Source organism: Candidatus Alcyoniella australis (assembly GCA_030765605.1).
GTDB lineage: Bacteria > Lernaellota > Lernaellaia > JAVCCG01 > Alcyoniellaceae > Alcyoniella > Alcyoniella australis.
The window spans coordinates 1-20,380 of record JAVCCG010000023.1 but is presented as its reverse complement, the minus strand read 5'-3'; the positions used below and the strand labels follow the sequence as shown (position 1 = coordinate 20,380).

17 protein-coding genes and 1 other RNA gene are annotated in these 20,380 nt (G+C 59.2%); 10 read left to right on the top strand and 8 right to left on the bottom strand.

Annotated features, from left to right (window positions below; translation table 11 throughout):
- Positions 1-299 precede the first annotated feature (299 nt).
- The gene (locus P9M14_03105; GenBank protein MDP8254713.1) at positions 300-962 is read right to left on the bottom strand and encodes a hypothetical protein; all 663 of its coding nucleotides are present in this window, start codon (positions 960-962) and stop codon (positions 300-302) included.
- 380 nt (positions 963-1,342) lie between these two features.
- On the opposite strand from P9M14_03105, the gene P9M14_03100 reads away from it, so the two are divergent.
- Positions 1,343-1,696 carry a response regulator gene (locus P9M14_03100; protein ID MDP8254712.1) on the top strand — a complete coding sequence of 118 codons (354 nt, stop codon included), beginning with the start codon at positions 1,343-1,345 and terminating at the stop codon, positions 1,694-1,696.
- A 20-nt stretch (positions 1,697-1,716) separates the two neighbouring features.
- On the opposite strand, the gene P9M14_03095 is transcribed toward P9M14_03100, so the two are convergent.
- Positions 1,717-1,944 carry a hypothetical protein gene (locus P9M14_03095; GenBank protein ID MDP8254711.1) on the bottom strand — a complete coding sequence of 76 codons (228 nt, stop codon included), beginning with the start codon at positions 1,942-1,944 and terminating at the stop codon, positions 1,717-1,719.
- A gap of 39 nt (positions 1,945-1,983) precedes the next feature.
- Between P9M14_03095 and P9M14_03090 the strand changes: the two genes are divergently transcribed.
- Both P9M14_03090 and P9M14_03085 read left to right on the top strand, forming a co-directional pair.
- Positions 1,984-2,532: an HD domain-containing protein gene (locus tag P9M14_03090; protein ID MDP8254710.1), complete on the top strand. Its 549-nt coding sequence runs from the start codon at positions 1,984-1,986 to the stop codon at positions 2,530-2,532.
- A gap of 15 nt (positions 2,533-2,547) precedes the next feature.
- The gene (locus P9M14_03085) at positions 2,548-2,775 is read left to right on the top strand and encodes a hypothetical protein (protein ID MDP8254709.1); all 228 of its coding nucleotides are present in this window, start codon (positions 2,548-2,550) and stop codon (positions 2,773-2,775) included.
- Here the strand turns inward: P9M14_03085 and P9M14_03080 are convergent.
- Both P9M14_03080 and gltB read right to left on the bottom strand, forming a co-directional pair.
- Positions 2,772-4,196, bottom strand: coding sequence for a glutamate synthase subunit beta (locus P9M14_03080; GenBank protein ID MDP8254708.1), 1,425 nt, complete (start codon positions 4,194-4,196; stop codon positions 2,772-2,774). The genes P9M14_03085 and P9M14_03080 overlap by 4 nt on opposite strands.
- Complete coding sequence (gene gltB / locus P9M14_03075; GenBank protein ID MDP8254707.1) at positions 4,189-8,754, bottom strand: glutamate synthase large subunit; 4,566 nt, start codon at positions 8,752-8,754, stop codon at positions 4,189-4,191. Before gltB ends, P9M14_03080 begins: the two co-directional genes overlap by 8 nt.
- Before the next feature lie 171 nt (positions 8,755-8,925).
- Between gltB and P9M14_03070 the strand changes: the two genes are divergently transcribed.
- From P9M14_03070 to P9M14_03055, 4 genes are read left to right on the top strand one after another with little or no spacing between them, the layout of a single operon-like run.
- Positions 8,926-9,381 (top strand): DUF192 domain-containing protein, encoded by a 456-nt coding sequence (locus tag P9M14_03070; protein MDP8254706.1) that lies wholly within the window; start codon positions 8,926-8,928, stop codon positions 9,379-9,381.
- A 4-nt stretch (positions 9,382-9,385) separates the two neighbouring features.
- Positions 9,386-10,915: an amidohydrolase gene (locus P9M14_03065; GenBank protein ID MDP8254705.1), complete on the top strand. Its 1,530-nt coding sequence runs from the start codon at positions 9,386-9,388 to the stop codon at positions 10,913-10,915.
- Positions 10,916-10,935: 20 nt separating this feature from the next.
- Complete coding sequence (locus P9M14_03060) at positions 10,936-13,392, top strand: PEP/pyruvate-binding domain-containing protein (protein ID MDP8254704.1); 2,457 nt, start codon at positions 10,936-10,938, stop codon at positions 13,390-13,392.
- Positions 13,389-14,333, top strand: a complete 945-nt coding sequence (locus P9M14_03055; protein ID MDP8254703.1) for a hypothetical protein — start codon at positions 13,389-13,391, stop codon at positions 14,331-14,333. The genes P9M14_03060 and P9M14_03055 overlap by 4 nt, the downstream gene beginning before the upstream one ends.
- Here P9M14_03055 and P9M14_03050 read toward each other — a convergent pair.
- Both P9M14_03050 and P9M14_03045 read right to left on the bottom strand, forming a co-directional pair.
- Entirely contained in the window at positions 14,264-14,866 is a 603-nt protein-coding gene (locus P9M14_03050; protein MDP8254702.1) for an SUMF1/EgtB/PvdO family nonheme iron enzyme, read from the bottom strand. The genes P9M14_03055 and P9M14_03050 overlap by 70 nt on opposite strands.
- A 92-nt stretch (positions 14,867-14,958) precedes the next feature.
- Positions 14,959-15,291, bottom strand: a complete 333-nt coding sequence (locus tag P9M14_03045; protein MDP8254701.1) for an SCP2 sterol-binding domain-containing protein — start codon at positions 15,289-15,291, stop codon at positions 14,959-14,961.
- Between the two features lie 231 nt (positions 15,292-15,522).
- Between P9M14_03045 and P9M14_03040 the strand changes: the two genes are divergently transcribed.
- From P9M14_03040 to P9M14_03030, 3 genes are all read left to right on the top strand, one after another.
- The gene (locus P9M14_03040; GenBank protein MDP8254700.1) at positions 15,523-17,085 is read left to right on the top strand and encodes a hypothetical protein; all 1,563 of its coding nucleotides are present in this window, start codon (positions 15,523-15,525) and stop codon (positions 17,083-17,085) included.
- Positions 17,086-17,149: 64 nt separating this feature from the next.
- Positions 17,150-17,504, top strand: a transfer-messenger RNA (tmRNA) gene (gene ssrA, locus P9M14_03035).
- A 587-nt stretch (positions 17,505-18,091) separates the two neighbouring features.
- Complete coding sequence (locus P9M14_03030; GenBank protein MDP8254699.1) at positions 18,092-19,273, top strand: hypothetical protein; 1,182 nt, start codon at positions 18,092-18,094, stop codon at positions 19,271-19,273.
- A 47-nt stretch (positions 19,274-19,320) separates the two neighbouring features.
- Here P9M14_03030 and P9M14_03025 read toward each other — a convergent pair whose 3' ends face one another.
- Complete coding sequence (locus tag P9M14_03025) at positions 19,321-19,716, bottom strand: hypothetical protein (GenBank protein MDP8254698.1); 396 nt, start codon at positions 19,714-19,716, stop codon at positions 19,321-19,323.
- A gap of 257 nt (positions 19,717-19,973) precedes the next feature.
- On the bottom strand, positions 19,974-20,380 hold a 407-nt coding region (locus P9M14_03020; GenBank protein ID MDP8254697.1), incomplete at its 5' end, for an integrase core domain-containing protein.

Here is a 20,380-nt window from a genome sequence, read left to right as displayed (position 1 = left end):
TTTGTTCTTAATAATCAAGACCTTGCGCGACAGGGGAAAGCAGTATATGAACATCGCATGGAGCCAAATCGCGATTACCAAGCAATTTCAACGACTATACGCGCTTCGTAACCTATACGAAATCTGTGATTTGAAATCCCAATTCGTATGCAACATCTAAAGCAGATTATTATGGTTAAAGCGATAACTATTTGATAAACAGTAATAATCAACGCGTAAAAAGCAAAAACCGGTAGGTAAAGTATTTTCTTACAAAAGCGTTCTACTTAAGCGTAAAATATGCTGTTTTGGGCCTTTGCTCAGAATAGCGCGTGGAGCAACAGGGCCAGGCCCAGGCGGTTGGTCACGCTCTCGTCCTCGACCTTGACCAGCACGCTCTCGAAAGCCTCGGACTTGGACCCGCCGTTGGCCACGTCGGCCGGTTGCACCACCTCGGGAAGCACGTTCTGGTTGCTGCCGGTGATCGTCAGATCCGCGGTGCTCTGAACGGTCAGCTCGGACATATTGTAGTACTCGGTGTACAGCCCGGTGACGTCGACCACGTCGCCGACCGCTACGTCGAGCTCGGCCACGACCTCATCGTAGAGGAAGAGGAAGATACCGGAATACTCGCCGCCCTCGGGCTCCTGCACGAAGATCCCCGGAGTATCGATCGCCAGCGGAGAGGTGACGATTATGCCCTTGCAGGTCACAACCGTCTCGACCGGCACTCTACCTTGCTGAATATCGTAGATCGTGGTGTCGCTGGGGTCGTAGTCGTCATCATCATCGCCGCCGCTGTCGTCATCGTCGTCCGGCTGCTGGTCGTCGTCGTCAAGATCTTGGTCGTCGTCGTCCGCGTTGTCGGGCGCATCGTCGTCGCCCTGATCGTGGTTGCCGATCTGCGTGCAGGCGCCACAGAAGATCAGCGCCGCAGCCAGCAGCGCGATCAGGAACAGGCGAGAGGTCGAAGTGGGTTGCACTGCAGTTCATTGCGATTGATGACAACCGTTTCGGCGGAAATTCACCAGAAGCCGCTAGCTTAGACCAATTCAATTTTCCCACGGGTCAGATTGGGCCGTGGAGTTCTGCTGATTACTGCGGGTTACGGTGAAAACATACATCGGACTGTGCGCCATTGCGGATCCAGGCTTTTCCCGCTCCAGGAGGCCTCAGTCAGGGGGCGATTTTACTTCTATTTTGGAATTTTTCTAAACCATGCTATAGTTAGTTGAAAGCAAGGCTTGTAATAAGCGCTTGTAATAGTGGATTAGATGTATTTTAGGCGTAATTATCAATCGATAGACTGTGTAAACATGGACTCGGAATTTTAGGCAACTAGGGGTGATCCATGGTTAGAGTATTGATCGTCGACGATGAAGAGAATTTAGTACTCTCCTACGCCGAAATTCTGAAGAAGGACGGACACGAAGTATTCACGGCAATGGACACCCAATCAGCAGATTCCCTGCTTGAAAAATCGGCTATCGACGTAATCGTGCTTGATATCTACTTTGACGGGCGGGAGAGCGGACTCGATTTACTGTCGAGAATCAAGATCGACTATCCCGACATCGGGGTTGTGATGATGACCGGACGACCCTCGACCAACAACATTTTTCAGTCGTTGCAAGATGGCATTTTTACTTTTTTAACCAAACCGTTCGAAATAAAAGAACTCCGCGATGCGGTAATCGGCGCGGCCAGGCAGCGATAAGCACAGGCGATACTCGACGTTTAACCGTAGAAAACCCGATAGATCCAGATATAAATGATCAGGCGACAAAGATAAAGATCGGCAGCAGTGTGCTGATTGTTGACGACGAGGAGAACATCCGCCTGGTCGTTAGCGAGACACTCAGGCTTGAGGGCTATGAGGTTGAAACAGCCGAGAACGCCATCGTTGCGCTGGAAAAGCGCAAAGATAGGGAACGTAGTCATCAGCGACATCATCATGCCCGGCATCAAGCTGCTCGAGGCGATCCGCGGTCCCCGCATTCCCAGATGATCATGGTCACCGGCGAGCCGAACTACGAAACCGCGGCCGAGGCCGTGCGTCAAGGGGCCTTCGATTACCTGGCCAAGCCGCTGAAGATCCGCGACATCAGGCTGGTCGTCGGGCGGGCTGCGGGGATGAAGGCCCTGCAGGACGACAAGCAGCGGCTCGAACAACAAAATCTCGAATACCAGCGCAGGCTGGAGAGCCTCGTGGACGAGCGCACGGTAAATCTGCGCAAGGCCAACGAGCAGCTCAAACAGGAAATCTCTCAACGCAAGCTGATCGAGGCGGCACTACACGAATCGCTGGAAAAGCTGGGCCGCACGGTCAAGGAGATCATCTACGCGATGTCCCTGACCGTTGAGAAGCGCGACATGTACACTGCCGGCCATCAGATCCGCGTGGCCCGCATCGCCCGTGCAATCGCGATGGAACTCAAGCTTGATCCCAACAGCGTTGAGGGAGTCTACATGGCTGGAATGATCCACGATGTGGGCAAGATCGGCGTGCCAGCCGAGATCGTACTCCAGCATCACGAGCGGCTCGACGGCTAGGGCTATCCCAACGGTTTGGAAGGGGAACAGATCCTGTTTCAGGCGCGGATCCTGGTTGTGGCCGACGTGGTCGAAGCGATGTACCACCACCGGCCCTATCGGCTGGCGATCGGCCTGGACTCGGCGATTGAGGAGATTAAGCAGAACAGCGGTAAGCTCTATCAGGCCGATGTGGTCGACGCCTGCGTGCGTCTGCTGCAGGACGAGCGGTTTGTTTTCGCCAACCTGCAGGACGAAAGCTAGCCCAGATATTCGTCGATAGCCGCGGCCGCCCGGCGGCCGCTGTCAATGGCGTGTACGATCAGCGATGCGCCGCGCGCCGCGTCTCCGGCCACGAACACTCCTGGACGCGAGCTGCTCATCTGCTGGTCAACGGCGATGTTGCCGGCCTGGTCCAGCGTAAGAGCCCAGTGGTGGACCAGCGGACCTTGCTCCGGATGTACGAAGCCCATGGCTAGCAGTACCAGCTCGGCCTTGATCTGGAACTCGCTGCCGGGGATCTCGCGGAAGGTCCGGCGGCCGTCTTCCGCGACGCTCCATTCGAGGCGTACGCAGCTCAGTCCGCTGACCCGTTCCTGTTCGACGATGAAGCGCTTGGTGCCGATCGACCACATCCGCTCGCAACCCTCCTCGTGGGAGCTGGAACTGCGCAACACCTGTGGCCAGGTCGGCCATGGGTTTTCAGCAGGACGCTGCTGCGGCGGACGGGGCAGCAATTCGATTTGAGTCACCGACGCGGTGTGCTGGCGGTTGGCCGTACCGATACAGTCCGATCCGGTATCGCCGCCGCCGATCACCACGACGTTCTTGCCCTCGGCGCTCAGGCGCTGTTGGCCGGAAAGGTCGTTGCCGGACACAAGATGATTTTGTTGGCAGAGGAACTCCATGGCGAAGTGGATGCCCGCGGCGTCGCGTTCGGGCAGTGGCAGATCGCGCGGCACCCCGCTGCCCACGGTGAGCAGTACGGCGTCGAAACTGCGATCAAGGTAATTGGCCGAGATGTCGACCCCCACGTCCACGCCGGTCTCGAAGATCACTCCCTCGGCGGCGAGCTGTTTCAGTCGGCGGTCGAGCACCTTTTTGTCGAGCTTGAAGTCGGGAATACCGTAGCGCATCAGCCCGCCGATGCGGTCCTGGCGTTCGAACAACGTTACGCTGTGTCCCAGACGAGCCAGTTGTTGCGAAGCGGCCAGCCCGGCCGGTCCCGAGCCGATGATCGCGATCTTGCGGCCAGTGCGCTCCAGCGCGGGCTCGGGCTTGATCCAACCTTCGTCAAATCCGCGTTCCACTATCCGCAGTTCGATCTGGCGGATGGTCACCGGCGGCTGGTTGATTCCCAGGGTGCAGGCGGTCTCGCAAGGCGCGGGGCAGACCCGGCCGGTGATTTCCGGGAAGTTGTCGGTCGAGTGCAGCAGCTCCAGCGCGTCGCGCCAGAAGCCCTGGTGCGCCAATTCGATGAACTCGGGAACCCTGTTGTTTACCGGACAGCCGTAGCTGTGACAGAAAGGAATGCCGCAGTCCATGCAGCGCTCCGCCTGTTGCACGAGCTGATCCGAAGGCAGGTCGAGCTCGATCTCGGCGCAATCGCCCAGCCGCTGATCGACCGGCCGCTTGGGCGCATCGCGACGCTCGTAGCGCAGGAAGCCATCGGAGGATTTACGCATCGTAAACCTCCTCGGTGGCGGACAGCGAGTCGTCGGCAAAGTCCTGGTCGATGCGGATGCGCTCGATGGCCCGCTTGTAGTCCAACGGGATCACCTTGACGAACAGCGGCAGGCGGTCCTCCCAGTTATCGAGCATCTCCCGTGCGCGTGGGCTGTTGGTATAGCGCAGATGGTTTTCGATCATCGAGCGCAACACATCCACGTCTTCTCCGGCCCAGACGGTCTCGAGCTCGACCATATCCAAGTTGCAGCGCGTGTCGAACAGTTGGTTTTCGTCGTAGACGTAGGCCACGCCCCCGCTCATTCCGGCGGCGAAGTTCCAGCCGGTGGAGCCCAGCACGACCACGGTCCCGCCGGTCATGTATTCGCAGCCGTGGTCGCTCATACCTTCGACGACTGCACGTGCGCCGGAGTTGCGAACGGCAAAGCGTATTCCGGACCTTCCCGCGATGAAAACCTCTCCGCCCGTGGCTCCGTAGAGCACTACGTTGCCGACGATCACGTTCTCGTGCGGGCGGAAGCGGGTCTTGTTATGCGGAGTGAGCACGATCCGGCCGCCGGACATCCCCTTGGCCATGTAGTCGTTGGCGTCGCCGTGGACTCGCAGGTTGATCCCCGGGGCAAGAAACGCGCCCAAGCTCTGCCCGGCGGAACCGTTGAGCGTTATATCGATCGTGCCGTCCTCAAGGCCCGATGGGCCGTGCAGCCGGACCAGCTCTCCGGAAAGCCGTGCGCCAACCGCGCGGTGTACGTTGCGTACTTCGCGTTCGATGGCCACGCGCTCGCGCGATCGCAACGCCGGTTGAGCCGAAGCGATCAAATCGTTGTCGAAATCGCAGGTCGCAACGCGCGGCTCGAGGCTGGTGCAGCGCAGCGGCGTACCGACGTCGGAGTGGGCTGGGATCAGCAGGGCGCTGAGGTCCAGACCGCGCGCCTTGTGGTGCTCCAGCGCCGGGGCAAAGCTCAGATGGTCGCTGCGACCGACCATCTCGTCGACGCTGCGGAAGCCCAGCTCGCTCATCAGCTCGCGCATATCTTGGGCGATGAAGCGTAGGAAATGTTCGACGTACTCAGGTTTGCCTGCGAAACGACCGCGCAGCTCCGGGTTCTGCGTGGCCACGCCAACCGGACACGTATCGGTGTGGCACTTACGCATCATTACGCAGCCCAGGCAGACCAGCGCAGTTGTGCCGAAACCGAACTCTTCGGCGCCCATCAGTGCGGCGATAACGCAGTCGCGGCCGGTCTTGAGCTGACCGTCGACCTGGACGCGCACCTTATCGCGCAGGCGGTTGTACACCAGCGAGTGTTGGGTTTCGGCCAAGCCGAGCTCCCACGGAGCGCCGGCGTGCATAATCGCGGTCAGCGGCGAGGCGCCGGTGCCGCCGTCCGAGCCGGAGATCAGCACCCCGTCGGCCTGGGCTTTGGCCACGCCCGAGGCCACTGTGCCCACGCCGATCTCGGAAACCAGCTTGACCGAGACGCGCACGCCGGGCTTGACGCATTTAAGGTCGTAGATCAGCTGAGCCAGATCCTCGATCGAGTAGATGTCGTGGTGCGGAGGAGGCGAGATCAGGGTCACGCCGGGGGTAGTGTGACGCACACGTGCAATTTCATCGCTGACTTTGTGCCCTGGCAGCTGTCCGCCCTCACCGGGTTTGGCGCCCTGAGCGATTTTAATCTGCAGTTCCTCGGCGTTGAGCAGGTATTCGGTTGTTACGCCAAAGCGGCCCGAGGCGATCTGCTTGATCCTTGAGCACTTGCTGTCGCCGTTGGGCAGCGGCGTGTAGCGCGCCGGGTCCTCGCCCCCCTCGCCGGAATTGCTGCGACCGCCCAAGCGGTTCATCGCCACGGCCAGAGCCTCGTGCGCCTCGCGGCTGAGGCTGCCAAACGACATCGCAGCCGAGACGAAGCGTTTGACTATCGACTCGACCGGCTCGACCTGGTCCAGCGGCACTGCTTCGCCGGGCTTGAATTCGAACATGCTGCGTAGTGTGGCGCGGCCCTGTGACTGGTCGTTGATCAGCTCGGCGTACTGCTTATAGACAGCGTAGTCGTCGCTGCGCACGGCGTGCTGCAGCTTGTAGATCGCCTCCGGGGTCCACAGGTGGCGTTCGCCTCCCACGCGATAGCGGTAGTTGCCCCCGCAGTCGAGCAGCCTCTGCGTCCGGCCGTTGTCCGGGAACGCTCGTTGATGGCGGGCCAGGGCTTCCCGTGCGATCTGATCCAAACCGATGCCGCCGATGCGCGAGGAGGTGCCGGTGAAATAGCGTTCGATCAATCCTTGATCAAGACCCACGGCCTCGAAAATCTGCGCTCCGCAATAGGAACGCAGTGTGGAGATGCCCATCCGGCTGAAGGTCTTGAGCAGACCCTTCTTTAACGCAGTGATGTAGTGATCCACCGCGTGGTCCGAGTCCAGCCCCGGCCGCTCGAGCCTGCCTCCGAGCACCAGCGAGGTGATCGTCAGCATTGCCGCATAGGGGCACACGGCATTGGCGCCGTAGCCGACGAGCAGGGCGAAGTGACCGACCTCGCGCGCCTCGGCGGTCTCGACGATCAGGCTGACCCGGTTGCGCAGCCCGCGGCGGATCAGTTCATGATGCAGCCCGGCTAGGGCCAGCAGCGAGGGAATTGCCGCCTTATTGCGGTTGAGGTTCCAGTCGCTGAGAACCAGCAGGTCCGCGCCGTCCTCGATCGCTGCCAGAGCGTCGGCGAACATCCGTTCCAGTCCTTGCTCCAGAGCGTTCGGGTCATCGTCCACGTTGAACAACATGTCGATGTCAGCGGTACGCAGGTTGTTCATCCGGCCCATGCGCAGCAGGTTCAAATCGTCCGGCGTGAGAATCGGATGGAAGAGCTTGAGTCGACGGCATTGCTCGGCCGTCTCTTCAAGCAGATTGCCGTGTCCGCCGACCCAGCCCAGCAGCGACATCACCAGCTCCTCGCGCAGCGGGTCGATCGGCGGGTTGGTAACCTGAGCGAACAATTGCTTGAAGTAGTTGAACAACAGCTGCGGGCGGTCGGCCAGCACCGACAGGGCGGTGTCGTTGCCCATCGAGCCCACCGGCTCCTGGGCCCAGGAGGCCATCGGATTCAGGACCAGCTTGAGCTCCTCGGAGCTGTAGCCGAAGGCCTGGTGCAACATTCGCATCCGCTCCTCGGACACGCGCGGCGCAGAGGCCGGCTGGAACAGTCGCTTGAGCTCGACGATGTTCTTGTTGAGCCAATGGCGGTAGGGTTTGGCACGCGAGACTTTGGACTTGATCTCGTGATCCGGAATCACCCGTTTTTGTTGCAGGTCGATCAGGAACATCCGGCCCGGCTGGAGCTGGCCGCGACGCGCGATGCGTTCGGGCTCGATGTCGAGCACGCCGGTCTCGGAGGCCATCACCACCAGGCCGTCGCTGGTGATCGTGTAGCGCGCCGGTCGCAGCCCGTTGCGATCCAGCGTCGCGCCGATGTAGCGGTCGTCGCAGAACATCAGTGCCGCCGGGCCGTCCCAGGGTTCGAGTATTGCGGAGTGATACTCGTAGAACGCACGCTTGTCGGCGCTCATGATGTAACGTGGACCCCAGGCCTCGGGGATCATCATCATCATCGCGTGCGGGATGTTGCGCCCGGTGCGCACCAGCAGCTCGAGCATGTTATCGAAGATCGAGGAGTCGCTGCCGCGTTCGTCCAGGGCCGGCAGCACGTGGCGCAGATCGTCGCCAAAAAGCTTGGAACTCAAAGAGCCCTCACGGGCGCGCTGCTGATTGATATTGCCGCGCAGAGTGTTGATCTCGCCGTTGTGCGCGGAGTAGCGGAAGGGCTGTGCCAGGGCCCAGGTCGGCAAGGTGTTGGTCGAGTAACGCTGGTGGATCAGTACGTAGGGGCTGACCAACTCGGGGTCGCTTAGGTCGCGATAGAACTGTGGGAGCTGTGAGGCAGTTAGCAGCCCCTTGTAGACCACTGTGCGGCACGACAGGCTCGCCACGTAGAATCCGTCCATGCCCGCATCGTTTTGGGATTCGATCTGTTTTTCCGCCAGACGGCGGACGATGTACAGCTCGCGCTCGAAATCAGCGGGGTCGATCGAGCCGCGTTCGAGAAACAGTTGCACGATGCGCGGGCAGGTGCGTCGGGCGTCCTCGCCCAGACACGATAGGTCGGTGGGCACCTCGCGCCGGCCTAAAACACGGCAGCCGCGCAGGTCCGCAGCGTTTTCCAGTGCTGCGATGCACTTATCGGCCGTCGATCGATCCTGCGGCGCGAAGATCATCCCTAGTCCGTAGTCGCCCAACGGCGGCAGAACGAACCCCAGCTGCCGGACAGCCGTGCGCAAAAACCGGTCGGGAAGCTTGAACAGCAGGCCCGCGCCGTCGCCCGTGGCGCTGTCCCCGCCGACCGCGCCGCGATGCTCGAGGTTGACCAGGGCCTGAATCCCCTGTTCCACGACCTCGTGGCGTGCGTCGTTGTCGAGTCTAACCACGAAGCCCACACCACAGGCGTCACGTTCGTCGCGCGGATCGTAAATAGTACGCCGCAGTTGTTCGATCCGTTCTGATTCAGTCATCAAGTCCACCGTCGGTCGCCATGCTAAAAGGGCGGCGCAATCGCCGCCCCCAACGAGTCCTATCGATAGCGGATATAATGCGGCGCGTCAAGAATAGTGGCGGACTCAGGATAGGGGGATCGCCCGATTCGATCCTGGCGCCGCGGCCTTGTCTGCCGTAGAATCGCCGCGATGTACAGGAAGATCCCGGCCCTGCTGATCCTGCTGGCGCTGACGCTGCCCCAGGGTTCCTTAGCCCAAGGGCGACCGCCTGACGCCGTTGTTGTCATCGGCGAGAACGAGTTCAAGGTCGAGGTGGTTTTCAGCCCCGAACAACGTCAGCGCGGACTGATGGAACGCGAGGAGCTCTGCGAGAAGTGCGGCATGCTGTTCGTGTTCGAGTACACCCGTCCGTTGTCGTTCTGGATGAAGAACACCTTGTTGCCGCTGTCGATCGCCTATATCGACAAACAGGGGATTATTATCGACATCCAGCAGATGCAGCCGCTGACCCTCGATTCTCACATCAGTTCCGGCCCGGCGCTGATGGCGTTGGAGGTCAACCAGGGCGCGTTTAAAACCGCCGGCATCAAGGTCGGCGACAAGATCAGCATTCGCTACCCCAACGGCGATATTTGGCCGAGATGAGACGATGTCGCGCCTGACGCTGTTGACCAACGCCAACGTGATCCCGATGACCGGACCGCAGAATCGGGCGCAAGAGATCGCACTCGAAGGTGGCCGGATCGTCGCGGTTGCCGATCGCGTTGAACGCGAGCTGCGCGCCTACGCCAAAGTGGTCGATCTGCATGGGGCCACGGTAGTGCCGGCGTTCGTCGATTCGCACACCCACTGGCTGGGTGCGGGGCTGATGTTGATCGGCCTGCGGTTCGATCAAGCTAAGAACCACGAGGACCTGCGGCGGATCGTGGCTAAGGCGCGCAAGGAGCGAGGACGCGGCGCGTGGCTGGTCGGGCTGGGCGCGGCCGACAATTCGATGCCCGAGGGGCGGCTGCCCTCGCGCGAGGAACTCGACCGCTGGGTCTCAGATTCGCCGTTGCTGCTCGAACGGGCCGATGGCCACGGCTGCGCAGTCAACAGTGCGGCCCTGCGCAAGCTGGAGCTGCCAGCCGATCTGCGCGGCCTGGATGCCGATGCCGGTCAGTTGGTGGGCGAGGCCCACACCGAGGCGCTTAAGCTCAGCCAAACGGCGGTAGCGCGCCGCTCGATCGTCAGGGCACTGCGCGCTGTGTCGCGCCACGCGCTCTCGCGCGGCGTGGGAACTGCGGTTTGCCTCGAAGGCTTCCAAGTGCCGTTCGACATTGACGTGCTTGCGGCGCGCGTTGCCGGACTGTTCGACCGACCGCGGCTGCGGATCTTCGTTCAGTCGTTCGATTTGCGACGGGTCAAACGCGTGGGTCAGGGCAGGGCGGGCGGCTGTTTTGAGATGGCCCTGGACGGCAGCTTAAGCTCGCATACCGCGGCACTGTCCGAGCCGTTTTGCGACAGGCCGGATACCAACGGTCTGCTCTACCATTCGGACGAGAAGGTGCGCGCATTCGTCGAAGGAGCCCATTTGGCGATGATGCAGGTGGCGCTGCACGCCATCGGCGACCGGGCGATCGAGCAGGCGCTGCGGGTCTACGGCAGTGTGCTGGCCGAGCATCCGCGGGCCGACCATCGGATGCGCATCGAGCATTGCGAGATGCCGCGAACCGAGCAGATCGAGCGCATGGCAAAGCTCGGCGTGCACCTGGGGGTGCAGCCGGCGTTCTTGGATATGCCGACCACACCCACCGCCTATTTACAAAAAACTCTGGGGAAGAAACGTTTCGCCGGATACCTGCCGCTGCGCTCCTACCTCAAGGCCGGGATCGATATTTCCGGCGGATCGGACGCGCCGGTGAGCCCGATCAATCCGTTGCGCGGAATCGCGATGGCGATCAACCATCCCAACCGCGATCAGGCGCTTACTCCCTACGAGGCGCTACGGATATTCACCCTGGGCGGCGCGCGTTCGGTGTTTGAGGAACGCGCTCGGGGAACGATCGAGCCCGGGCTCGACGCGGACCTGTGCGTCCTAGACGCGGACCCGCTGATCATCGACCCGTCCGGGATCGAGCAGATCGCGATCAAGGCCTTGTACATCGGCGGCAAGCTGGTTTACTCGGGCCGATTGTAATGGATTAGGATGCTTGCGCTGTGACCACGATCGTCCTTCCGTTTTTCGGACTGGTAGGCCTGCTGATGCTGGCGCCGGTGCTGATCGTGCTCAGCTGGGCGCTGCTGCTGATTCTCGGACTTGGCGCGCTGCTGGTGGTCGCAGCCGTGGTCTACTTCAGCGCCACGGGCCAGGCCGCGGGAATGCTCGAGCTGACCGTCTCGGCGCTGGTCTGTTTGACACTGCTGCTGGCCCTACGAGCCTTGTTGCACCGAGTCTGGATCCGGATCAGTCATCCGCGTGCGATGCTGCTGCCGCTGGATCGACTGGTCCAAGGCGATGCGCAATATTTCGGCTCTAAAGCCGCTCGCCTGGGCGTGCTATCGCGGAGCAATGTCAAAATTCCCCAAGGATTTGCGATCAGCGGCCGCTTGCACGAACGCAGCAGCCAGCGATCGGACGCCGGAATGCAGTTTCAGATCCCGCCGCGCACCATGCGGCGCATCGTCCGTTTCTATCGGCGGCAGGTCGGCCGCGGCGAGGCGATGGTGCGTTCCAGTTTTGCGGTGGAGGACCAACAAAGCGGTACCGCATCGGGCGTGTTTCGCAGTGTCCGCATTACGCGGGTGCGGGAGCTGGAGCACGCTATCGAATCGGTATGGCGCTCGGCCTATTCCGATCGCGCGCGTAACCTGGCCTTCACTGGGCTGCCCGAGAACTTGGGCTTGTTCGTGCATCAACTGGTCGGCGGTGCGTGGATCGGCCGAATGCTGACCGCAGACCCGGTCAGCGGTGCGCTGGACAGCGTAACGATCGAGGCCTGTGCCGGAGACGTATACGAGCCGGCGCGCGCCCGACGCATACAGGTTGGACCGCGCGGCTTGCCGGCTGGGGCGATTGTCGGATTGAGCAGCGATCTGATACGCCGCTTGGTCGCTTTGGGGCTTGAGCAGTCCGCCCGCTACAACGGTCCGGTGGAGGTCGAGTGGTGCAGCAGCGAGGACTCGCAGGAGCTGTTCGCGCTGCAGGTCAGACCCGCACCGCGCAAACTTCGCGGAAGGTTGTGGATCAACTCCGGCGCGGTGGAGTTAATCAGCGAGCCGTTAAGCCCCCTGAGCCGCGAACTGATCCAGGGCCGTTTGTCTGTGGAGCAACAGCTCGAACTGCCGTTGAAGCTTGCCGGCCTGGGATCGATCGCCGGCAGCCCCTCAATGCGCTGGATCGAGGGCAGGCCGTACGTTGACGCCGAGCTGATCGGCCAACTGCACCGCGACTCGCGACGCTTCTCAAGTAAGCTGCGAAATCTGATTGCCTCGTTGAGGATTGGGCGACGCGGCGCCAACTGGGATGCGCGGCTGACCGATCTTCGTCAACAGATAGATCGAACATCGCAAAGTCTGGCGGACGCCGGCCTGAACGCGGGAGCCTTTAATCGTTGCAGCGCTTTGGCCGATTTGGTGTACCGGCGGGCAATGGCGCTGCACGTCGAGGGGACGTTCCTCGCCGATCAGTACGCCTCGGGTTTGAGGTTGCTCGCCGATCGCTGGCACGTCGAGCTTGATGATCTATTGCAATCGGCAATCGCCGGGGTAGAGGAAAACGCGCTGAACGCCTGGCGCAGAGCGCGTCAGGAGCTGGAACACGCCAACGAGGTTCAACGCGCGGGGCAGATTGAGTGTTATCGGCACGATTGGGGTCATCGAGCCGCCGGCGAGATCGAGCTGTCCAATCCGCGGCCCCAAAGCGACCCGCAGATGGAGCTGCCGTTGGTCGCCGCGTCGGAGGAATCCCTTGACCTGGAGCAGGCGCGTCAGGAGCTGGAAAAACGCTGTGAGGGGATTGCCCTAGGACACCTCGTGCCCTGGGAGCGTTGGCAACTCAGGCGTTCCTTTAACGCTGCGGTGCGCGCATCTTCATGGCGTGAGAACGCCAAGGACACGCTGCTGCGCGGCGTTACGGCGTTGCGCTCGCTGCTGCTGGCTCATGGGCGCAAGTTGGTCGAGCAGGGACTGCTGGCCGACGTGCAGGACGTATTCCTGCTCGGACTGGACGAGCTGCGGCAATCGTTCAATCGCGATTTACCAGCGGTCGAGGCGCTGGATGAACGCCGCGAGCAGATGGAAGCGTGGCGCACACAGTCCGCGTGGCCGACGATCATCGAGACCGAGGATGGCGAGCTGCGCAGACCACAGGGCACCCAGGGAATCGCAGTCAGCCCCGGAATTGCGCGAGGGCGGCTGGCCCTGGCCGGAAAGGCTGAAGCAGGGGACATCCTGGTGCTCTCCTCGCCCGACGTGGTCAACGCCGGGCAACTCAAGGTGGCCGCGATAGTTTGCGAGACCGGATCGGCGCTGTGCCATTTGGGGCAACTGTGTCGCGAGATGGGACTGCCGATGATCGTCGGATTGCCCGGAGCGACAAAGCTGGAGCCGGGAACCCGCGTGGAGGTCGATGGCTGGGCCGGCAGCTTGCGGCAGCTCGGAGCGGACGGCGCATGAGCTGGCAGCTGGTGATCGACGAGTTTCTCGCCGGGCCGATACCGCAGGTCGGACCGCTGCTGCTGCTGTTCGGGCTGTCGTTTTTTGTATTTCGCATTCGCGGCGGCTGGACCTCGGGTTTACTGCTGGGCCTGCCGCTGCTCATCGGTTTCGCCGCACTACTCAGCCCGCCGGACATACTATTTCAATCCACGGCCTACAGCTCGGCGCTGATCTACATTCTATGGGGCGGCATGCTGGCCTTTGGCGCCGCGCGCGGTTTCACACCTCTGGCAGGCGCGGCAGCCGGAGCGATAATCGCCTGCTGCGCCATGGACACCTGGTACTACGACCAGCTGTCGCTGAATATGCCCGCGCTGTGGATGCTCGACCTGGGCAACCGTGTGATCTTGGCTGCATCCTGGGCAGTGGAGCGCGCGGTACCCGGATCGGGTGAAACCGTGGCTCAGATGTTGGCGCCGGCCGGCGCCTGGGCCGCGGCCAACGCCGGTGTGATGGTGCGCGCCACAGCGGGGATTATCGGCACGATGCTGCTGGCGCTGGTCGGTCCGCGTGCGCGCAAGGTCCGTTTTTCTTATTGGCGGCTGGGACGGCTTGAGCTGCTGATAGTGTTGCCTTTGGGGATACTGCTGTGGATGTATGACCGACACGGTTCGCCGCAGATTCGACAGGCGCGAATGTTCTACCTGGCAATCCCCTTTGCCCTGCAGGGATTGAGCGTGGCCTGGTACGGCGCAACGCGCTTGAGCCGTTCGCGGATTCTGCCGCTGATGCTCGGTGCAGTGGCTTTGGCGCCCGGCGCGCTGGTGCTGTACTCGATAGTCGGGTTCGTTGACTACTTGGTCGATCTACGCGGATTGGACCGTCGCGCTTATCGGCAGCACCTGACTCCCAAATCGGGTCTGGACAGCCCGGACTGTCCGGGCAGCACCACCACCTGATACCCACACGAAGTATAGCCATCGGGGGTGAGGTACGAGCCGCCCTTGAGGAAGAATGCGAATGGATCGGGCTGACCGTCCGAGGTCCACTCCAGGATGTTGCCCGACAGGTCGGCCACGCCCTCGGGGCTGAAGCAATGCGTACGCGATCCGGACATCTGGGGTTCGCTACTGGGATTAACGCACTCGCCGATGTATGAGGCGTTGCCCTGGGGGCCGGAGCAGGCGCGGTACCATTCGCCCTCGGTGCAAAGCCGGGAGCCGCGTTGTGCGCAATACTCCAGCGCCTGTTCCATCGATAGGCCACGTAGCGGCAGTTTGCCCTCGATGTTTGGGGCCTCAAAGCGATCGATGCAGAACCCGCTGTCCTCGGTGGGGATGAACAACATGCCCTCGGGGCAAGATAGTGGAGGCTCCGAGCCGGAGATGCCGCCGAAGATCAGCCGGTCTCCTAGGCGCGGCAGCAACGTGGGAAGCTGAAGCAGCAATAGCAGGGTGACGATTCCGGCGATTATCCAGGCGATGGTACGCACGCGTTAGTTATAAACCATCGGGGGGTAGGGAGGCGATGAAAAAAAAGGACGCCCGATCGGGCGTCCTTCTTGGGCTGCTTGTTGTTCTCGGATTAGCCGAGCACCTTCTGCAGCTTCATGGCCAGGCCCATGTCTCCGGCGATTTTCAGCTTGCCGGTCATGAAAGCCATCTGGCCGTTGAGCTTACCGGATACGATGTTGACGAAGTCGCCATCGGTGCAGGTAATGGTGCAATTGGCCTTGTCCGAGGTGCCCTCGCCAACGGCTGACGGATCGACAGTCAGGTCGACGAACCAGGAACCACCATTGTCACCGGTGATGTTGAACTGGTAGACCGCGTTCATGCCTGCCGTCTTGCCCGGGTCGTTCTTCAGGTTCTCAGGGATCTTCTCGTCAAAGATCATTTTCGGGGTCAAATCTGACATGGGGTTCCCCCTTCCTTGGAATGATGAAGGTAGTCTGGGTTAATTCGAATTGCTTGCGCAGAAAACAAATCCTACGCTGATTGATTCCTCAGTCAAACTAAGCAAAAAGTTTATAACACTGGCGTATAAAGGGTGTCAAGGCCTTTGTCCTCTTGACTCTCAGACGGTTATATTCTAATGCTAGTGCCGCCCAAACGGAGGGATTAGATGCAAACTCGGACGAGGAAGATAATGTCTTTTTCACGTGTGATTATCATCGTGTTGAGCATGCTGCTGCTCGCCGGCTGTCCCAATGGCAGTGAGCAGGAAGAGACTGCTTCGACCACGCCGTCCACCACGTCGCCGACTCCGGCACCGGCCACTGCAAACGACGGTATCATCGACGTAGAGTTATGGGCGATGAGCCAGTGTCCGTTTGGCACCAACGCGATCCTGTTGATGGATCCGGTAAAGGACGCACTGGGTGATCGGGTCAACGTTAAAGTCCGTTTTGTGATCGGCGAGAAGGAGGGCCAGCTGCGTTCGCTGCACGGTCCCAAAGAGCTCGATCTGAACCGCTCGTGGATCTGCGTTGATGAGATCGATATGAAAAAGGCCTGGCCGATGGTCGTATCGATGATCGAGGATAAGTCGTTGACCTGGGAGGCTGCCGCCGGGCAGCAGGGGATCGATCTTGACGCGCTGCGGCAATGCATCGAGGGCGGCCGCGCCGATGAGCTGTTACGCGCCGACCTGGCGCTGTCACAGGAGCGCAACGTCAACTATTCCCCGGCGCTGTTCGTGGACGGCAGCAAATACTCGGGCAAAATCAGCAGTATGGACCTTTTCCAACGTGCTTGCGCCCAACTTCAAGATGATAATAAGCCCAAAGTCTGCTCCGACCCGCCGATGGAGCTGAGCTACAACGACGGGCCCCAGGGCAACATGCGCTGCGGCGGCGATGAGGAGCAGCCGCTGGCCGATGCCGAAACCATGGAGATCGAGATGACCGTGATCTCCTACGACGCTGCGTTGACATCACCGGCCGAGCATGTTCTGGAATCCACACGCAAGCTCTTTCCCAACCTCAAGATCAACGAGATCCGTTCCGATACGCCCGAGGGCGAACGCCTGATCCAAAGCTACGGCATCGTCTACCTGCCGGCGTTCATGTTTGAGAAAAAGGTCGAACAGACCAAGCCGTTCGAGATGTTGACCCAGGAGGACGTTTTGGAGAAGAAGCAGGACCACTACCTGCTCAAGGCCGAGCGCGTGGGCGCCAACGTCAATATCGATCGGCCGGCTGTACCGGGCAGGGTGGTGATCTATTACATGCCTTACTCCCAGCGCGTGCCGCTGGTGCTGCTGGACACCATCGATCTGATTCAGCGGATGAACGTCGAGATGGGCGATAATTTCGTGTTTTCGCCATATGCTCTGCTGGACGAGAACGGACAGCCGGTCAGTGAGTTATCGCCGGCCGAGCTCGAGGAGATTAAGCGTCAGCTGATGATCTTGGAGCACCATCCCGACCGCTTCCTGGCCTATCTCAAGGATCGCTGCCACAACATGGTCCGCACCTACTGGGAAGAATACGTGGCAGGCGTGGGCCTGAATCCGGACGAAATCAAGAAGCTGGCCGAGGGCGAGGACGGGGATCGAGCGCTCAAGCAGGTGAGCCAGGACGCGGCGCAGTTGGGCGTGGGCGGCGACTTCTCGGTGTTCGTCAACAACCGCGAGTTCATCCAGGTCAAGGACAAGGAGGAATTCGGCGCGATCATCAAGAAGCTGGGTCTTAATAGAGGGCCGAAGTAAAACCGGCGCATTCCATAGGCCTGGTGTATAATTGTTCTGTAGTTCGATTGCTCATTGAAAATTAGGGGGCGACACGGTTTCGACGGGGATATTTGACGGTCGTGTGGCGCGCCGAGGTGCGGTGGCCTCGTTAAACTGCCGCAAAACACTAATTGCCAACAATAATCTGGCACTGGCTGCTTAATTAAGTAGTCCGTCCCTGCGCATGCCCTCGCTCGTGGACAGTGTAAGGGGCGTCGTTAAAGCGAGCTGGTCCTTCCAAGTTGTCAGAGCGCGGAAGGATAAGAACCATTCTGAACCGGGGCCTGATGAGCGTGTCCGTTCGCGCTTTAGGCTCCTAAATTAAAAAACGGACTACGCGCGTAGAAGCACGGTTTGAAGATCTTCGGACGGGGGTTCAACTCCCCCCGCCTCCACCACAATCCCCTAAAAAGGACTGTCTCTCTGTTCTGTAGCCCCACCTTGGGGCTACTGTTGTTTGTGGCGTATAACCGCATGAACTAAAAGGAATTTCCATGTTCCGCGCCGCGCCTGGCGGCCTGCTCCAATCGGACTGGCTCGCTGCCCCAGGCGCACATTTTGCCCCCAAAACGCCCATTTTCTCTCTCTTTCTCCATGTCGTTCGGACTTTGGCCATCAAGTCCGATCGCAAAGAAGATGTTGATATTGTGGTGATATTAGGACAGGCCCCTTTTTTCCGAGCTGCGAACGCTTGGAGTAGCAAGCGATACTGGCGTCGAAAAGGCGGAGGGCAGGTCCGATCAATAACCGTGCAATGGCAAGCAGTTGGAGAGATGGAGAGGGATCATCACTTGCACATAAATTTCACTTTGATTCCTATTGACAAAGGGCACTGAGAGCGGTATGTGTCAGCCATCACGAACAGTAACTTTGACCGCTCCTGAGCGCCGAGGCGGTCTTTGTCACGAACGGAACCGGCAATACTCCATGTCAGCGGTTGATATGGGGAATACCGGTTTAGCCCTTATTATCCCAGGAGGTCAATGTGGCCCCATTCGATTTAGACTCCTTGAGCCTTGAAAGTGAATCTGAGGAATCATTACTTCTTGTAGGTAAAAAAAATATAAGGCATTGGATTTTACATCTGGCTACCCATTTCGCCTTCGGGTTTTTTTTGCTTGCTGTATCAGTATATTTGTTGCTTTCAGGCTATAGATGTCGAGCTGTTCATTATGAATTCGTTAATCACGGTTTTTGGCATGCATTTAACAATACCAGAGGTGGCACCCTTGATTTTGCTTTATGTTTATTCGCTTGTGGTGGGGGGTTACTTGGCATAATCTATATAATATTTACTTCTATTAGACTATTCGCTGGGACTCCTAAATCCGGAAAGACATATCATGATACAATTAATGCATACATTGGCAATATATTGTCAACCGACAACAAGTTGCTCCTCAATTCTTATGTATGTCTTCTGCAATCATCAAGAGACACTATTGGCGACAATTATAATAACTATCGTCAATATTGTGATTATATTTTAGAGTCGATTAAAGCTACAATATTAAATGCTCTATCAATTAATAATGATGGGCAATTCTTTATTTCCAGTTCAAATATAGATATTGCAGTAGCCAGTCATGTAAAAAATATCATATTAGCTACTATTAGTATCGAAATAAAGTCTTTTTTACAATCAGGAAAGGATGGCAAGGCATATCGCAAGGAATTGCCCGAATTTTATTTATACTTCTCCTTACCTGTCGCCAATATTGGTGAATATTGGTATATTGCGTCATTAGAGTGGAAAGCATTAATAGCAAAAACTCGGGAAGCAAATGAGAATGAGACCCAGGAATTAATGATTTGTCCATCAGATATTGTGCAGACAAAAGAAAATATCGATAAATGCGGCAAAAGTCCTTCTATTGTGACAAAAAGTATACAAGGGAGCGACAAGAAAAGTAATGATGGCGATATGCCAGTAAGCTTTGGAAGCAATAATAAAAGAAAAAAAGTGGTAGTAAATGATATTGGAGAGAAAGTGCGCCAAGGACCGTTGGATGGGAATTGGCACTTGGTTGGAATGTTGACCGGGTTTATTGCGTCATTTAAGCTCTCAACATTGGGAAATGGTTATTTGGAAGCGTTTTTGATTGGCGGTGGAATGGTTCTTCTAGGAGGATTGTTAGGATTAGTGATTAATAAGATAACTGATTGATTTATTAATAAAAGTACTTCATGGGAGCTATAAAAATTTCAAACCATCTACGTTGCTCCTCCCACAGCACCGGGAACGGCTTGGTGAGCTTTGCCAGAGTAAAGACCGCTCGGTTCTTCTCCGTTCATGATCGCTTCAACGATGTCCGGGGCCAGCAAGGTCAGATGGAGCAGTCGACTTACATAGGCGTGATCGACCTTCAGGCGCTTGGCAAGGTCTGAGATCGACGCGACGCGGCCTTCGTCGAGGAGGCGCTGCCACTGATAGGCTCGCGCAAGGGCGATGACCAATGGCTTCTGGTAAGCCGTGCGACCCGGCTGGAATGAAGGGAGACCGTCCGGCACGATGATTTCCTTCCGTCCGCCGCGCCGCTTGAACTTCAGCGGAATGTGGATGCGGATACTCTGGCCATCGCGCTGGACGGTGATCTTGTCTTCAGCCATCAGCAACCATCCCTTCTTCTCGCCCGTCCAGTTCCCCGACGTGTGGCTCGCCAATATTAGATCGCGCCTGATTTCGCCCGCGGATTGATGCCCTCGTTCCTCCATTTTGGTCTTTGACGTCTGGTTTTGATCGGCGGCCGGTGGTCGCTTTTGCGGGAGCATCGGCCCGGGCGCGAATTCAAGTGGAAATACCACCGGCAGGACACACCCCCGGCGTCGATGGGAGTTTCCTGCCGTCAGCCCGACACACCCGCATTCTACGCCGCGTCGCGCCACTCGTAGCGATGGTGCAGGCCGCCGACTCTCGGCAGGGCGATGACCCGCGCGGCATAAGAAGACCGGTGCTGCACGGGCCGTGGTTCGGGAGCATCTTTTCCCAGAGTGAGGTGGCAGCGGTCGGCGTTGTAGTAACCGACGTACTCGCTCAGCAGCCTCATGGCGTGGTGCTCGTTGAAGACTATGATATGATCCAGCAATTCGCGGCGGCAACTGCCTACCCAGCGTTCGACTACCCCGTTTTGCCACGGATTGCGATACGAGGTGCGGACCGGCTTGATGCCGAATGATTTGATGGCGGCGACAACGTAGGCGCTGAAGATCGAGTCCCGGTCGAAGATGAGATGGCCCGGAGCAGTGTCGTAGGGAAAGGCCGCGCGCATCTGCT

What these genes read in the sequence shown, in the direction of transcription:
- P9M14_03070 (MDP8254706.1), top strand. Translation starts at nt 8,926, where the DNA reads ATGTACAGGAAGATCCCGGCCCTGCTGATCCTGCTGGCGCTGACGCTG.
- gltB (MDP8254707.1), bottom strand. Translation starts at nt 8,754, where the DNA reads ATGACTGAATCAGAACGGATCGAACAACTGCGGCGTACTATTTACGAT.
- P9M14_03095 (MDP8254711.1), bottom strand. Translation starts at nt 1,944, where the DNA reads ATGCCGGGCATGATGATGTCGCTGATGACTACGTTCCCTATCTTTGCG.
- P9M14_03055 (MDP8254703.1), top strand. Translation starts at nt 13,389, where the DNA reads ATGAGCTGGCAGCTGGTGATCGACGAGTTTCTCGCCGGGCCGATACCG.
- P9M14_03090 (MDP8254710.1), top strand. Translation starts at nt 1,984, where the DNA reads ATGATCATGGTCACCGGCGAGCCGAACTACGAAACCGCGGCCGAGGCC.
- P9M14_03080 (MDP8254708.1), bottom strand. Translation starts at nt 4,196, where the DNA reads ATGCGTAAATCCTCCGATGGCTTCCTGCGCTACGAGCGTCGCGATGCG.
- P9M14_03065 (MDP8254705.1), top strand. Translation starts at nt 9,386, where the DNA reads ATGTCGCGCCTGACGCTGTTGACCAACGCCAACGTGATCCCGATGACC.
- P9M14_03045 (MDP8254701.1), bottom strand. Translation starts at nt 15,291, where the DNA reads ATGTCAGATTTGACCCCGAAAATGATCTTTGACGAGAAGATCCCTGAG.
- P9M14_03040 (MDP8254700.1), top strand. Translation starts at nt 15,523, where the DNA reads ATGTCTTTTTCACGTGTGATTATCATCGTGTTGAGCATGCTGCTGCTC.
- P9M14_03025 (MDP8254698.1), bottom strand. Translation starts at nt 19,716, where the DNA reads ATGGCTGAAGACAAGATCACCGTCCAGCGCGATGGCCAGAGTATCCGC.